The following is a 14,245-nucleotide window of genomic DNA, read 5'->3' on the forward strand; positions in this document are numbered from 1 at the left end:
ATGATTTCTTCTTTAAGATTATTTTTTACTTCAGTATTGCTAATACTTTTTGTTGGCTCGTGCACGGTTCAGAAAAGTCCGATTACCGGCTCAAAAAGAGCCTATGGATATAGTTGGCAGCAGGAGCTTGAGATTGGAAAAGAGGCTGATAAACAAATTCAGCAGCAATATGGAGTTTATGAGGATGAACAGGTGCAGCAATATGTTGAGCGTATTGGTCAGGAAGTATTGGAAGTGAGTCACATGCGGCGCGAAGATACCGATCCGAAGTATCGGAATACAGAGTTCTATTTTCGAGCGCTCAATAGCCCGGTAGTGAATGCGTTTGCACTGCCAGGCGGCTATATTTACGTCACGCGCGGATTATTGGCCCATCTTAAAAACGAAGCACAACTTGCAGTCGTACTGGGTCACGAAATTGCCCATGTGGCGGCACGTCATGCGTCACAACGGGCATTCGAGCAGCAGTTGGGACAGATTGCTCTTATCGGCGGAGCTGTTGCCGGTGAAGAGTTGTTGGGCGTGCCCGGACAAAGTGTTCTTCAATTAGGAAGTCAAGCAGCTCAGTTTTTATTTTTGAGTTATGGACGGGATGATGAACGTGAATCCGATCAACTGGGGGTAGAATATGCAGCGATGAAACAATATCAGGCTGGAGATGGTGCAGGTTTCTTTTCAGCACTTGAACGAATATCAGAACAATCGGGACAAAGTATCCCAAGCTGGCAATCATCACATCCTGATCCTTCGGAACGTGCCAAGCGTATACCGGAGTTGGCACAGCAATGGCAGCAAAAAGGGTATCAGCAGAATATTGAAAATGCAGATAAGTACATGAATGTAATAGATGGAATGATTTATGGTCAAAATCCACGGGAAGGATTTACTGAAGACGGTAACTTTTATCATCCGGATTTAAAATTTCAATTTGATTATCCCGATACCTGGGAGATTATCAATCAGCCTACATTGGTAGCGGCAGTTAACGAAAATCAGGATGCTATCTCGCTTATGCAGATTGATAATGAAGCGGATTCGCCTAATGCATCGGTGATCAATTATGTGTCCCAGGATGGATTTACCATACAGTCTCAACAGTCTATTCAGCAAAATGGATTAAAGGGATATGAGGCTACTGCCATAGCTACCGCTGAGGATGGAACGAAGTACAAGTTTTTGGTTTATGCAGTAACATATAATGGTAATATCTATCGGTTTACCAATTACAGTCTGGCACAAAAATTTGATGATTATGTACCGCTTTTTGAAAAGACAAGCTATTCGTTTGCGGAACTTACCGATCAGGAAAAACTAAATCGAAAGCCTGTCCGTCTGCAAACACAAAAGGTAGATCGGTCTCAGCCTTTGTCATCATTTGTGGATAATTTACCAATGGATATTACAGCTGAGGATGTGGCAATTCTTAATCAGGTAGCTTTAGAAGCTAGTGTTGAACAGGGTAGCTGGATTAAAATTCCACGCCGATAATCTGTAAAGCTATATGGAATATTGCTGATAACTTATTACCCATAACTTCTTACTTTTGTTAAAAAATCCGATATCTTTGGGCGAACTTTCTTTTTAATTACAGCCCAAATTTTTTAGCAATGATTGAGCGATATTCCCGTAAAGAGATGGCCGATATCTGGTCGCTGGAAAACCAATTTCAAGCTTGGTTAGAGGTCGAACTGGCTGCTTGTAACGCATGGAGCAAGCTTGGAAAGATCCCCAAAGAAGATGTCGAAAAACTTTACAAAAAGGCGTCATTTGATGTAGACCGGATTAAAGAGATCGAAAAGGAGACACGTCATGATGTTGTAGCATTCACGCGATCGGTTTCGGAGTCGCTCGGCGAAGAGAAAAAGTGGGTGCATTACGGACTTACTTCTACAGATGTTGTGGATACTGCCAACGGTTTACGCCTGAAGCAGGCCAACGAAATCCTGCGAAAAGATATTCAACATATCATTGATGTGCTGGCAGAAAAGGCTAAAAAGCACAAGTATACTGTGATGATGGGACGTACGCACGGCGTGCATGCCGAACCTACTACCTTCGGACTTAAATGTGCGCTGTGGTATGCCGAGATGAAACGTAATCTGGAGCGTTTCGAGAAAGCGGCAAAAAATGTAGAGTTTGGTAAAATGAGTGGTTCGGTTGGCACTTTTGCCAATATTCCGCCGGAAGTAGAAGCTTCTGTTTGTGAAGAGTTGGGACTTTCCCCAGCGCCTATCTCTACGCAAACCTTGCAACGCGATCGTCATGCGGATTATATTTCAACCTTGGCACTGATTGGGTCAACCATGGAGAAGATGGCCGTGGAAATTCGTCATCTGCAGCGCAGTGAAGTTAGAGAAGCCGAAGAGTTTTTCCGAAAAGGACAGAAGGGCTCATCTTCGATGCCGCATAAACGTAACCCGGTAAGTTCGGAGAATATTTCGGGTTGCTCGCGCGTTCTCCGTGGATACATGATGTCGGCCTACGAAAATATTCCGCTCTGGCACGAGCGAGATATTTCGCACTCATCTGTTGAGCGTATTATCCTGCCCGACGCAACTATATTGCTGGATTACATGCTCAATCGCTTTTCAGGTGTAGTTGAAAAGTTGACGATCTTCGAAGACAATATGCATGATAATATTTATAAGACTTTTGGATTGACCTTTTCCCAGCGCGTACTGCATAAACTGATTGATACCGGTATGTCGCGTGAAAAGGCCTATGACACGGTTCAGCCACTAGCAATGGAAGCCTGGGAGGAAAAGACGATGTTTCGTGATCTGGTAGAAGCCGATGCGACAGTGCAGGAACAGCTCACCGAAGAAGAAATCGAAGAAGCTTTTGATTTGGATCACCACACCCGAAACGTTGATCGTATTTTTAAGCGGGTGGGTCTGGAATAAACAACTGACTAAAATTAGCAAAACTGTTCGATGGGTTTTCTTTTAGTATCATTATGAAAAATTGGCTAGATGTCATTTTTACGGATGGACTTTCGCTTAAAGAAAAAGCGGAACAGGTTTTCGAATATCAATTTGAGCACAATCCGGTGTATCGGAGATATTGTTTGGCACTGGATGACATATCAGCCCCAGGTCATCCCGAACTTGATTCGGAATCTGTAGCTAAAAATGTAAAGGGAAAAATCCTAAACCGAGTTCAGGATGATCTATCAGCTATTCCATTACTGCCGATCAAAGCATTCAAAGATACTTCCGTAACTACAGATCCGGATACAGATGCTGAGCTTATTTTTAAAAGCAGTGGCACTTCCGACATGCAGCGGAGCATTCACCAGGTGAATGATGCTAATCTTTATGATCGGTCGCTGCTAAAGGGATTTGAACACTTTTATGATTTGGAAAATGCGGTAATTTGGGGCTATACACCCGGCTATTCTGCCAACCCGCATTCCTCGCTGATCTACATGATTCAGAAGCTTATTGATCAGGATAACAGTGGATTGAGTCGATTTCTTCCGCTGGATGAGCCTGTCAACCCCAACGCCATCAAAGAAGTGGAGCGACAGGGAAAACAGTTGATTCTATTTGGCGCGGCCTTCGGATTACTGGATTTATTGGAAATTGATGATATCAATTTGCCCTCTAACAGCATTGTGATTGAAACAGGTGGAATGAAAACTCATCGCAGAGAAATACCCCGCAGTAAATTACACCGACGATTGTCAAAAGGATTTGGATTGGACGGTAGTCGCATACATTCAGAGTACGGCATGGCAGAACTATTGAGTCAGGCATATGCTTCGGGAAAATGGTTTTCCACCGTTCCGTGGATGCAGGTGACCATCCGCAATCCCGAGAATCCGGGTGAAATTCTACCGGCATACCAGGAAGGATTAATTGGTGTTATTGATCTGGCAAACGTACACAGCTGTTCGTTTTTACTTACGGGAGACAAAGGTGTTATGGATAAAAAAGGTCGATTTCAGGTACTGGGACGCTGGAATCCCAAAGACTTGCGCGGTTGTAATTTTTTAATTGATGAGGATTGAATGGGATTTAGTAATAACAAAATCCTCGGCATTATGTTGGAATTTAAAAGATTGATTTAATCCATGTCAGATATCCAAAAACGAATTAACACGTTACTTGAAGCGGCCCAAAACTGGCTGTCGGATGACAATCTGTATCTAAAAGATGCTATCGACCAAACAGTGCGAGAGGGCTATTTCAGCTTTGAGGATGTTAACTTCGCAATTGATGCTATAAAAAAGAGTATTAGTAGATCTGCGATGGAGGCCTGGATTGACCGTGCAGGACTAGATGACGGATCTGAGGATTCCGGTCAAAATGTGTTGTGCCTGCATGCGGGAAATATACCGCTTGTTGGATTTCAAGATGCATTTGCTACCTTGCTGAGCGGAGCACGGTACACCGGTAAAATTTCGCGCAAGGACCCGTATTTACTGCCTACGTTTCTAAATGAGGTAAAGAAAACCAGCATGTGGTCTGACATGGATGTACAATGGACTCATCGCTTGGATGACTTTGAAGGCATGCCGCATGATGCGGTTATTTTTGCGGGATCAGAATCATCAGTACCGGGAGTTAAAAAGGCTATTGAAAAGTTGTCACTGGCACATGAAAACACCCGCTTTTTAATTCGTACTGCCCACTTTTCGATGGCGTATCTTAATACAAAAGATGAGCAGACTCTGGATGATTTAACAGAAGCCATATTGCGATATGGCGGAATGGGGTGTCGATCAGTAGCGGTGGTGGTATCTCCATTTGGGCTTGAGGAAATTAGGGAAAAGCTTGCCTATCAAGTAAAACAATTTTGGTTCAAAAATCCCCAACATGCGTATCCATCCCCAAAACTAAAGCAGCAGTTTGCCTACAACGAAGCAATTGAACGCCCGCAATTATGGCTAGAGTGCTTTTTGTTGCAAGACGAAGGATTGGAGCTGGATCAGGATTTTATCTGCTATTGGGTACCGGGTGATGAATCAACGGTTGTGTCGCTTGCAGAACAGTTCGATGAACAGCTGCAGAGTATGTATGTGACTGATTCTGAATCAGCCATTGACGGGGTAGAGCAGCAAGTAGAGGTATTGCAGAATGCCCAGCAGCCTTCATTATCCTGGAGGCCCGACGGAGTGGATACATTGGTTTGGCTTCAGGATTAAATTTTACCTGCTTGCTAAAAAATACTTGCGTGATAAACAGAATTTGAGCAATATAATAATTGCGTGTTTTTGTCAGCTATTATCATTAAGACAATATTGCAGATCTAACATAATATTGTATTACGGATTTCTGACCGCCTCCAAAAAGAAGAGAGTTCCTGGGGCTACACGTATCAAAAAAATATGAGGAAGATGGTTGATGGCAATCTCCTCTACGAATAAAAAACAATGAGAGAATGGCTACCAATACTATTATTCGGGATCTTGCAGAAGTAAATATGGACATGGTTAACTTGGTGGGTGGGAAAAATGCCTCACTGGGAGAGATGATAGGAAATCTAACTGAACGTGGTATTCATGTGCCTGATGGGTTTGTCTTAACTGTAGAAGCCTACGATCAGTATATGCAGCAAAATGGACTTACCAAAGAGATTCGAAGGCTCATTAATCAGTTGGATGTGGACGATCTTGTGCAACTGCGTAAAACGGGAATGCATATACGTCAGTTAATTCTTGACGGCGAATTTGAAGAAGAGCTGCGGCAGGAAATCAAACAACGTTATCTAGAACTCTCTCAAAAATATGGAAAGGATGCGACTGATGTTGCCGTTCGTTCCTCTGCCACCACGGAAGATTTGCCCGATGCTTCGTTTGCAGGACAACAGGATTCTTTTCTGAATGTCCGTGGGGCTAATAATGTGCTCAATTCTGTCAAGGCTTGTTTTGCTTCTCTATTCACAGACCGAGCCATTTCTTATAGAACGTCGGCGGGGTTTGATCATATGGAGGCGAAGCTTTCGGTGGGCGTTCAAAAAATGGTTCGTTCGGATTTGGGCGCTTCCGGCGTTTCGTTTTCCTTGGATCCGGAAAGTGGTTTTGAAAATGTAGTTGTTATTAATGGAACTTTTGGATTGGGCGAACTGCTGGTGCAGGGCGAAGTGTCACCCGATGAATTTATCATTTTTAAGCCCACGTTGGCTCAGGGGAAGCATGCAATCATCGAGAAGAAGCTGGGAAATAAAACTCATAAGCTGGCTTATGGACATAAACCAAATGAGCTGACGAAAAAGCTGAGTTTGGAAGAATCACAGCAACGTTCGTTCTGTTTGGATGACGCTCAGGCGTTGCAACTTGCCAAATGGGTTGTTGAAATCGAAAATTATTATACGGAACGAAATGGCCGGTGGACCCCCGTAGATGTAGAATGGGCTTATGATGGACTTTCGGATCAGCTTTTTATTGTACAGGCTCGTCCCGAGACTGTTCATTCAAATCAAAAAGTAGACAGCTTAACAGAGTTTCATATCAAAGATGAAAATCGCCATGAGCGGCTTATGATAGAGGGTATAGCCGTGGGCGATCGTATTGGTTGTGGAGAGGTAAAAACCATTCACACCCTCGATGGTCGAGACGGCTCGACTGATGAGGCAGAATTTAAGGCCGGGCAAGTGCTAGTTACAGAAATGACCGATCCGGATTGGGAGCCGTTGATGAAGAAAGCATCAGCCATTGTTACCAATAAAGGTGGGCGGACGTGTCATGCAGCTATTGTAGCCCGCGAGCTGGGAATACCGGCCTTGGTGGGTACCGAAAATGCAACGAAAATTTTAGAAAACGGGACCACGGTTACGGTTTCTTGTGCCGAGGGAAGTACCGGCAAGGTGTATGATGGAGCTATTGCATTCGAGGAGAAGAATCATCGTCTTTCTGATTTACCGACGACCCAAACGCCTATTATGCTCAATGTAGCATCACCCGATATGGCTTTCAAATTCAGCAAGGTGCCTAATGCGGGTGTTGGGTTGGCCCGAGAGGAATTCATTATCAATAATTTTATTAATGCCCATCCGCTGGCCCTGCTGCATCACCGTGAAATTGGAGATGAAGATCTATCAAAAAGAATTGAAGAGATTACGTTTGGATATGAGGATGAAGCAGATTTTTTCATCAAAAAACTCTCATACGGCATAGCTCACATCGGTGCTGCATTTTATCCTAATCAAGTGATTGTTCGGTTCTCCGACTTTAAATCCAATGAGTATCGCAATCTGGTAGGCGGTATCCATTTTGAGCCGGAAGAAGAAAATCCGATGATTGGTTGGCGGGGAGCCTCGCGCTATTATTCGGATTCCTATAAAGAGGCTTTTGGTTTAGAATGCAAAGCCATAAAACGGGTGCGTGATGAGTATGGCTTGACAAATATTACGGTGATGATTCCATTCTGTCGAACGCCTGAGGAACTGGAAAAGGTATTGGAAACTATGGCCGAATATGGTTTAAAACGCGGTGAAAACGGGCTCGAGGTATATCTGATGGCAGAGCTCCCTTCCAATATTATGATGGCTGAAGAATTCGCCCAATATATCGATGGTTTTTCTATTGGATCTAATGATTTAACCCAACTCACCCTAGGACTTGATCGTGATTCGTCGCTGGTAGCCCACATCTATGATGAGCGAAATATGGCAGTCAAACGCATGATTTTGATGCTGCTTGAGAAAGCGCGTAAAACGGGCACTAAAGTTGGTATTTGTGGGCAGGGGCCGTCAGACTTTCCTGATTTTGCGGAGTTTTTAGTATCCAATGGGATAGATACCATTTCAGTTACCCCCGATTCGATGTTGAAAACACTGCATTCAATCAGTAAACTCGAAAAAAATATTATGAGTCATGCATCCGAATAAATATGATTACGAGAGCTGTTTTTTGAGTTGCTGAACAGAACGTCGAGCACTTTCCACAGCACCGTCCATGTATCCGGGGTATTGGGTGGCGGTTTCTGAGCCTGAAATTAGGAGTCGATCATCGAGATAGCTGTCTTGAAAGGTCGGGTGCCCGTTATGTTGGTGGGGGATGATATTGTTTTCATAATCGGCATAGCTGAAAGGCTCGTCTTTCCAGACTGTCTCGTGGTACTGTTTGAATGTATCGATTTTGTCCCCATAAAATCGACGCAATTGTTCCAGAACCAATGTTTTACGCTCTTTTTCGGAAACGGTATGGTAAGATTCATTCATAAAACCTTTGAGCGCATAAAATGAAAGGGCAGGTTGAGAGTGATCATACATTTCTGTAACGGGGCCTACGTTACTGAAAATTGTTCCGCTTGAATGGTTATTTCGCCAAAACGGCTGTTTAAAAGTAAGAACAACTTTAATGGATTCCGCCATCCAGGTGTTAGTATTGCGGGCAATTTCAGAGAACCGATTGGGCAGAGAGGGGGTCATTGAGATCGTATCCACAAGCAACTTGGGAGGCAGTGTGTTAATTACAAAGTCAGCCTCAAATCGCCCATCAGAAGTGTTAATGATCAGCGAGGTATTATCTTTTCGGATGGAAGTTACTTGATGGTTAACCTTAATCTGCTTTTGATTAAGATGATTTTCCAGAGTATGGATAATTGTCTTGGTTCCATCTTTTATGCGATAACTAGGCTCCTCATTAGCAGGAAGTTCTACAAGTTGGGGCGGAGACACCGACATGGGCTCATAATATCCCTTATTACCCATAAATTGTTGAATAATATCGATATCCAACTCCTCTAATAATTTAACCAAATGGCTATGTTTTTTGCCCAGCCATGTGGCGCCCATTTCCACAGGTCCACCATCTTTGGTGGATAGGGTATGAATGCGTCCGCCTAATCGATTACGGGCTTCTAAAATGGTTGATGAAATTCCTTCTTGCTTAAGCAGATAGGCTATGGTCAGACCCGATAAACCTCCGCCGAGAATGATGATGTCTGAAGTTTTCATAAATAGTCATGCTTATAAATTAAAATACTTAAACTCCTTGAGTCGCAAAAAGTTCTAAAGCAAATATTGAGGGAGAATAATAAGATTTACGTTACGAAGGGATTTGTAAATGGAAGAAAATAAAAAATTAAAAAAGGAAAGAAGATAGGAAACGTTCCGCGGCGACGCGATTAAGTAGTTTTTGTAGTTATCGGTTTATAGCTTAATGCTCCATCCAAATCCGGCAGAAAAATCCGCGGAAGATTCAGCAAGTCCAACAGAGAACGAACTATTCAATGAAAGCCAATCCGTTGCAAAATAGCCCACTCCCAAACCTACATTCATTGGCGGATCATAATTGTCAATAATTTCAGTATATCCGTCGAAAGAGCCATTCACCAACCAGTCACCGCCACCGAATGTTTTGCCAATACCCAAGCTGTAGCTAAATGGATTTTGAAGCTCTAACTCAGGCAGGTTGCCGAACCACCACTTCATAACGTCAGCAATGAAGAAAAATCCCGCAAAATGCTGTGATGCAGATATGCCGATACCGTAATCCCATTCTCCTGTACCGAATCCATTGTTGGCATCTGCAAAGGGAAATTTAATACCGGTATTTAGCCAGAGAGCTGTTTCTCCTGTATCAGAAAAATATAATCTAACATTTGTATACAGGTTTGGATCCCCGAAACTTGATTGGGTATATGAGTTGGTGTCAGCCATAATAACATCCTCTTCTTGCAACTGATAGGGATTGTTAGTTGATGACCAGGCACTCATCATATTTTGCTTTCCACCCTGACCTTTAGATCCCCGGCTGGCCGATGAATCACGTACGGTTTTATGTTCCGGTCCGCCGGTTGGCAAAGATCCAGCAATACCGTAGGATATCCACGGAGAATTTTGAACAATGAACGGCACATTTACAGAAACAGTAAGATAATCTTCTGACCATCCCAATCCGTTAACAAGTGAAAAGCTTTCGGTTGATTCTGCAAAAAAATAAGTGCCGGTTGAATATTGCATATTACCTGTATAATTCAGGTTTTGTGCGTGTAAACAACCGGCATTTAAAGTCCCAAACAGGATTGAATTAAATATGATGAATATTATTAGTTTAAAATCTGGCATGGGACGGTTTCTCAAGGTTAATGTTAAGAACCAACTGTGTTAACCGACTATTTCTTATTCAATCAATTGGTTGCTTGAGATTGTCGGTCTCGCAGGCGTTCGGTTAATCGTTCCAAAGTTTTTACCGCGTCTTCGGCCTGACCAGTCATATCATTCAGGTGCTGATGGAGTTGGTCCATGTCACGTTGCATATCTCGATCGCGTTGCATATCTCGATCTTGTAACATCAAGTCACACCGTTCTGCAGCATTTTTGAGATTACCTAACGTAAGCCCAAGCTGTTCGCTGAATCGGTACATATTGCGATACTGATTCTGCATTTGCTCGTTTTGAACCTGTTGCATGTTACGGTTCATCTGTTGGTTCATCTCTTTATTGATGTTATGAGTACGTTCCATGAGATGATTCATTTTTTGAATCATCTTTTGGGTTTGTTCCATCTGCTGCTGCATTTTTTGCTGCATTTGCTGTTGTTGTTGGCCGGTCTGCTGGGCAATAACACCGCTAATGGTTATAAAGCACATTAGCATAGCAGACGTTATAATTTTCAGTGTTTTCATAATACTCTCCTAAGTTATTCCCTTGTAAGGGGTTTTAGCATTAAACTGCATTTGTATTATCGTAACTCTGTTTCTGGTTAAATGAGCAAGTTCCCCTTAATCAGATGTGCATAAATGCTACAAGTCTTTGTGGGGGAAATAATTATGAGATTTAAAAAAGCGCTGTTTAATCCTACTTAGTTAAAGAGTAAACACTACAAGGTGGGTGGGAAATAGACTAAATGCTTGGGGGGCAATTCCTCTGAGGGGTGGGACATCGAATAAGGTAGGTTTAAATGTGAACTTAAATTCACAGGCATAAAGATGAAAAAACTCATGATTCGGGATGAGTTCAATAATAATCATTCAAATAATAGAGGCGATAAAATGAAAATCTTTAAAATTTATGTTTTTATAACGCTATTGGCACTTCTGTTCGTATGGTCATGCGATAATCCAACTGATATAGCAAATGAGGATTCTGCATTATCATCTACAGAATTGGTTGAAATAACAAATATGGGAGAAGATATATCTCTTAAGGCAAACCAAGGTAAAGGCAATGGTAATGGAGGAGGTATAGGAAATGGCGGTGGCAACGGCAACGGTAGTGGTGGTAACAAAGGTGTTGGTGGTGGAAAAAAGGGAGATCTTTACGGCGACATGTATGTCATTCTCCGCGATGATAATGGTGTTCCTATTTTAACAGAAGAAGGTTATCAACAACCGGTGGATGCTGATGGAAATCCTTTACCCTTGGATGAAGAAGGACATCTCATTAATGAAGAAGATGCCATCGAGGTTGAACTAGGTCGAATGAATGTTGTTCGATCCCCCAGTCCTGTTATTGAACGCGGGCTAGGTGAGGTGAGTTACCTTGAACAGGCCGATAAAATAACTATTGATGCGGCTGGGCGTTTAGTTACCATTACTGACGGTATATCTAAAACGACTGATGCTCCCAGAGAAAATCTAGCGCTTTACAAAGAATTGATGAACAACGGAAGTCTGAATGTTAGCCTCAAACCAGGAGTAACTGTTGAGCATGGACTAGAATCAATGTTTGACGATGATACTGCTCCGGATGGTGCTGATATGTTGATTGCGAAAAGTTTTGTCGCTGGTGCAACAGACAAAACCGTTCCGATGACCATAGACAAAATCATTTATACCCATGTTATATTGCAAATAGAGGGAACAATCGAAGATAATGGCATTGAATATATCGATTTTAGTTCCTTTTCCTATGATCGTTCAGATACTTTTGAAGAGACATATGTAACTGTATTGGTAGAAATTACCCCGGGCGTTTATGAATTACAGATAGTTAATGTCTATGAAAAAGTTTTTAACAGAATAGATTATAGCGGAAGTGGAAGTATAGCTGTGTATACCCAAGCGAGTGAGGATTCACGAAAAGTAATTAACTATATCCATGATAATGAAGCGCCCTCGTTATTGAATGCTAGCAATACTCGTTAAAAAAGCAGGTATATATTAATTGTACTGTATTAAGTTATTTAAAAAGAATCTTTATTCTGGGTTCGCCGGCTGTTTTTATTATAAAAAATAAGGATGGCCGGTACTTTAATTAAAATATGCAAGAGGCAAAACAATGATAAGAATTTATGTATTTGGGTTAATGGTTATGATTATTGGATTATTAGTTGGATGTGAAGATCCAGCGGGAAATACAACAATCCAAGATGAGGTAAGATTTATAGAAATTAAAAATCCGAAAATTGTTTTAGGAAATCCATGGAATGGCAGAAAAGCTACCGGCGAATTTTCTGCCCTCTGGGAAGGATGTCAAGACGGTGGGAATCACGGTGAAAATAGTAATGACGGTGGTCACGATGACGGAGACTGTGGTGGGGACCATGAAACTAATAATGACATCTGGGGTGAGGCGGATGATGGCAATTGTGGCGATGACCATGATGAAGGTGGCCATGACGGTGGTCATGATGGCCGAGATTATAGCGAAAATCGACCGGCCCGTGATTTTTATTTGCAATTTGATGCACAAGCAAAAAAATGGGTAAAAGGCTCTGTCAGTTTTGCAGGATTAGGTGTATATGAAGGCATACACTTTAAAGGGGGAGTCACCTGGATAGAGAAAGGCCGAGAAGGTAATGAACTATTCTTTGGTGGTGAAGTTACGGATGGAACAGTAACCCAAGATTGTTTTCTATTCTCACTACAAGACAACGGTCAAGGCAAAAAAACTGAAGCTGACCGATTGCAGTACCGCCTTTTTAATTCTTCAGTGTCTCCTTGTGACGAGCCAGACCACTTGCCAAGAGGATATGCTATAGCGGTCTATCAAGGGAATTTGAATGTTCATTAAATTGCATCTTTTATGGCCCGCAGCGATGTGGTGCATTATTGCAGATTTGGCTAAGGCTTTGTAAAAATCCCAAAAATAAACTGGGTAACCTTAATTATATTGTTTAAGCTTAAAAAAGAGTCTTAACGAGACTGTTTCTTTTTGAACACAATGGTAACCAACAAAATAGTTTCCTCTTTAACGCTGTAAGAATATGGTTGGCCGGCATTTAAGTAAAGCCAATCGTCAGGTGTTAGGGTTTGTGCTTCATGATCTATATCAAAATATATTTTCCCTTTCAGGCATAAGACCGATATTTCACTATCAACCGAATGCTCTTCAACCGTTTTGCCTTCGGGCAGTGCCATGCGAATGACCTCCATGCGATCGGTTTTTACCAACGCATATGAAGTATCCACATTTAACTCTTCGCGCAGTGTTTGCAGGTTGATCGGATCTCCTGGTTTTACATGTCCGTAACTCATCGTCAACCTCCGTTCGTTTGGTGGGCATTTATACATGCAATCTAATTAGAAAAACCGAACGGGAAAAGAAATATAGGAAGCATTGAGGAATTTTATTTTAAAATAAAACCTCAGGAGTTGCCTGTCGGTTTTTCCAATACCACGTAGATATCTCTTCCGGATCCCTCTTTTGAACTCATGAGAGAAAAACCTGCTTGTGTGAGCTCTTTGGTGACTGTTTCTATTGTTACCCCATGTTGGTTGCCGGATGCTCGTCCACCCGGATCAGCTTCGGATCCACGCGGCATAAAGTCAATAATAGCCAATCGGCCACCAGGTTTAAGAGATGTCAACAGGCTGCTGTTAAAGGCTTTGGGATTGGTGATATGGTGGTAGACGTGTCGCAAAAAGATGGCCTCACAACATTGCTCGGGGAGGTTTGTCCGATCAGGATGTCCCTTGAGTACCGTTATATTGTTGAAGTCGGTATTTGCAACGGATTGTCTTAATTGCTTAACTGATTCTGCTCCCAGTTCGGTGCTGAAAATAGTACCTTCAGAACCGATATGTTGGGCGATGGGCACCGTCTGGTCACCGTCGCCTGCTCCTATATCAGCGACAATTGATCCACTTTGGATATCAAGAACATCAATCAGCCAATCGACGTCGGATTGATTTCCAGGGGCTTGGGCACAGGAAAGAGAGGCTGTTGCCAAAAGCACCAGAATAATGAAGTATCCGTGTTTTATAAACTTATTAAAATTGAATGCTGTCATTATTCGTGAAATTTAATTCCGCTTAAAAAACAGTATAAAGCAATGTGTTGTTTAATACCAACAGTAATGACCTAAATCAGATTATTTCTGTTAAAAAATATTGATCTCCCTTATATTCAC

12 protein-coding genes are annotated in these 14,245 nt (G+C 42.3%); 7 read left to right on the forward strand and 5 right to left on the reverse strand.

The window, feature by feature from the left end; genetic code table 11:
* The 5 genes from ACT3IB_RS01115 (at nt 1) to ppsA (ending at nt 7,833) form a co-directional block, all read left to right on the forward strand.
* Nucleotides 1–1,488, forward strand: coding sequence for a M48 family metalloprotease (locus ACT3IB_RS01115; protein ID WP_491537175.1), 1,488 nt, complete (start codon nt 1–3; stop codon nt 1,486–1,488).
* A 119-nt stretch (nt 1,489–1,607) separates the two neighbouring features.
* Nucleotides 1,608–2,903, forward strand: coding sequence for an adenylosuccinate lyase (purB, locus tag ACT3IB_RS01120; protein ID WP_491537176.1), 1,296 nt, complete (start codon nt 1,608–1,610; stop codon nt 2,901–2,903).
* A 53-nt stretch (nt 2,904–2,956) separates the two neighbouring features.
* Nucleotides 2,957–4,012: a LuxE/PaaK family acyltransferase gene (locus tag ACT3IB_RS01125; protein ID WP_491537177.1), complete on the forward strand. Its 1,056-nt coding sequence runs from the start codon at nt 2,957–2,959 to the stop codon at nt 4,010–4,012.
* A 63-nt stretch (nt 4,013–4,075) separates the two neighbouring features.
* Nucleotides 4,076–5,149: an acyl-CoA reductase gene (locus tag ACT3IB_RS01130; RefSeq protein ID WP_491537178.1), complete on the forward strand. Its 1,074-nt coding sequence runs from the start codon at nt 4,076–4,078 to the stop codon at nt 5,147–5,149.
* A gap of 236 nt (nt 5,150–5,385) precedes the next feature.
* Nucleotides 5,386–7,833, forward strand: coding sequence for a phosphoenolpyruvate synthase (gene ppsA / locus ACT3IB_RS01135; protein WP_491537179.1), 2,448 nt, complete (start codon nt 5,386–5,388; stop codon nt 7,831–7,833).
* Nucleotides 7,834–7,839: 6 nt separating this feature from the next.
* Here ppsA and ACT3IB_RS01140 read toward each other — a convergent pair whose 3' ends face one another.
* From ACT3IB_RS01140 to ACT3IB_RS01150, 3 genes are all read right to left on the reverse strand, one after another.
* Nucleotides 7,840–8,904, reverse strand: a complete 1,065-nt coding sequence (locus ACT3IB_RS01140) for a flavin monoamine oxidase family protein (RefSeq protein ID WP_491537180.1) — start codon at nt 8,902–8,904, stop codon at nt 7,840–7,842.
* A 195-nt stretch (nt 8,905–9,099) separates the two neighbouring features.
* Nucleotides 9,100–9,912, reverse strand: a complete 813-nt coding sequence (locus ACT3IB_RS01145; RefSeq protein WP_491537181.1) for a transporter family protein — start codon at nt 9,910–9,912, stop codon at nt 9,100–9,102.
* Between the two features lie 167 nt (nt 9,913–10,079).
* Nucleotides 10,080–10,577, reverse strand: a complete 498-nt coding sequence (locus tag ACT3IB_RS01150; protein ID WP_491537182.1) for a hypothetical protein — start codon at nt 10,575–10,577, stop codon at nt 10,080–10,082.
* Between the two features lie 303 nt (nt 10,578–10,880).
* Between ACT3IB_RS01150 and ACT3IB_RS01155 the strand changes: the two genes are divergently transcribed.
* Together ACT3IB_RS01155 and ACT3IB_RS01160 are read left to right on the forward strand one after the other, a co-directional pair.
* Nucleotides 10,881–12,038 carry a hypothetical protein gene (locus ACT3IB_RS01155; protein WP_491537183.1) on the forward strand — a complete coding sequence of 386 codons (1,158 nt, stop codon included), beginning with the start codon at nt 10,881–10,883 and terminating at the stop codon, nt 12,036–12,038.
* 133 nt (nt 12,039–12,171) lie between these two features.
* Complete coding sequence (locus ACT3IB_RS01160; RefSeq protein WP_491537184.1) at nt 12,172–12,906, forward strand: hypothetical protein; 735 nt, start codon at nt 12,172–12,174, stop codon at nt 12,904–12,906.
* Between the two features lie 122 nt (nt 12,907–13,028).
* On the opposite strand, the gene ACT3IB_RS01165 is transcribed toward ACT3IB_RS01160, so the two are convergent.
* On the reverse strand, nt 13,029–13,370 hold the full coding sequence (locus tag ACT3IB_RS01165) for a cupin domain-containing protein (protein ID WP_491537185.1): 342 nt from the start codon (nt 13,368–13,370) through the stop codon (nt 13,029–13,031).
* Between the two features lie 110 nt (nt 13,371–13,480).
* On the reverse strand, nt 13,481–14,125 hold the full coding sequence (locus tag ACT3IB_RS01170; RefSeq protein ID WP_491537186.1) for a class I SAM-dependent methyltransferase: 645 nt from the start codon (nt 14,123–14,125) through the stop codon (nt 13,481–13,483).
* Between the last annotated feature and the right edge of the window lie 120 nt (nt 14,126–14,245).

It is taken from the genome of Fodinibius sp. GM21, assembly GCF_058386955.1.

What these genes read in the sequence shown, in the direction of transcription:
- ACT3IB_RS01115 (WP_491537175.1), top strand. Translation starts at nt 1, where the DNA reads ATGATTTCTTCTTTAAGATTATTTTTTACTTCAGTATTGCTAATACTT.
- purB (WP_491537176.1), top strand. Translation starts at nt 1,608, where the DNA reads ATGATTGAGCGATATTCCCGTAAAGAGATGGCCGATATCTGGTCGCTG.
- ACT3IB_RS01125 (WP_491537177.1), top strand. Translation starts at nt 2,957, where the DNA reads ATGAAAAATTGGCTAGATGTCATTTTTACGGATGGACTTTCGCTTAAA.
- ACT3IB_RS01130 (WP_491537178.1), top strand. Translation starts at nt 4,076, where the DNA reads ATGTCAGATATCCAAAAACGAATTAACACGTTACTTGAAGCGGCCCAA.
- ppsA (WP_491537179.1), top strand. Translation starts at nt 5,386, where the DNA reads ATGGCTACCAATACTATTATTCGGGATCTTGCAGAAGTAAATATGGAC.
- ACT3IB_RS01140 (WP_491537180.1), bottom strand. Translation starts at nt 8,904, where the DNA reads ATGAAAACTTCAGACATCATCATTCTCGGCGGAGGTTTATCGGGTCTG.
- ACT3IB_RS01145 (WP_491537181.1), bottom strand. Translation starts at nt 9,912, where the DNA reads ATGCAATATTCAACCGGCACTTATTTTTTTGCAGAATCAACCGAAAGC.
- ACT3IB_RS01150 (WP_491537182.1), bottom strand. Translation starts at nt 10,577, where the DNA reads ATGAAAACACTGAAAATTATAACGTCTGCTATGCTAATGTGCTTTATA.
- ACT3IB_RS01155 (WP_491537183.1), top strand. Translation starts at nt 10,881, where the DNA reads ATGAAAAAACTCATGATTCGGGATGAGTTCAATAATAATCATTCAAAT.
- ACT3IB_RS01160 (WP_491537184.1), top strand. Translation starts at nt 12,172, where the DNA reads ATGATAAGAATTTATGTATTTGGGTTAATGGTTATGATTATTGGATTA.
- ACT3IB_RS01165 (WP_491537185.1), bottom strand. Translation starts at nt 13,370, where the DNA reads ATGAGTTACGGACATGTAAAACCAGGAGATCCGATCAACCTGCAAACA.
- ACT3IB_RS01170 (WP_491537186.1), bottom strand. Translation starts at nt 14,125, where the DNA reads ATGACAGCATTCAATTTTAATAAGTTTATAAAACACGGATACTTCATT.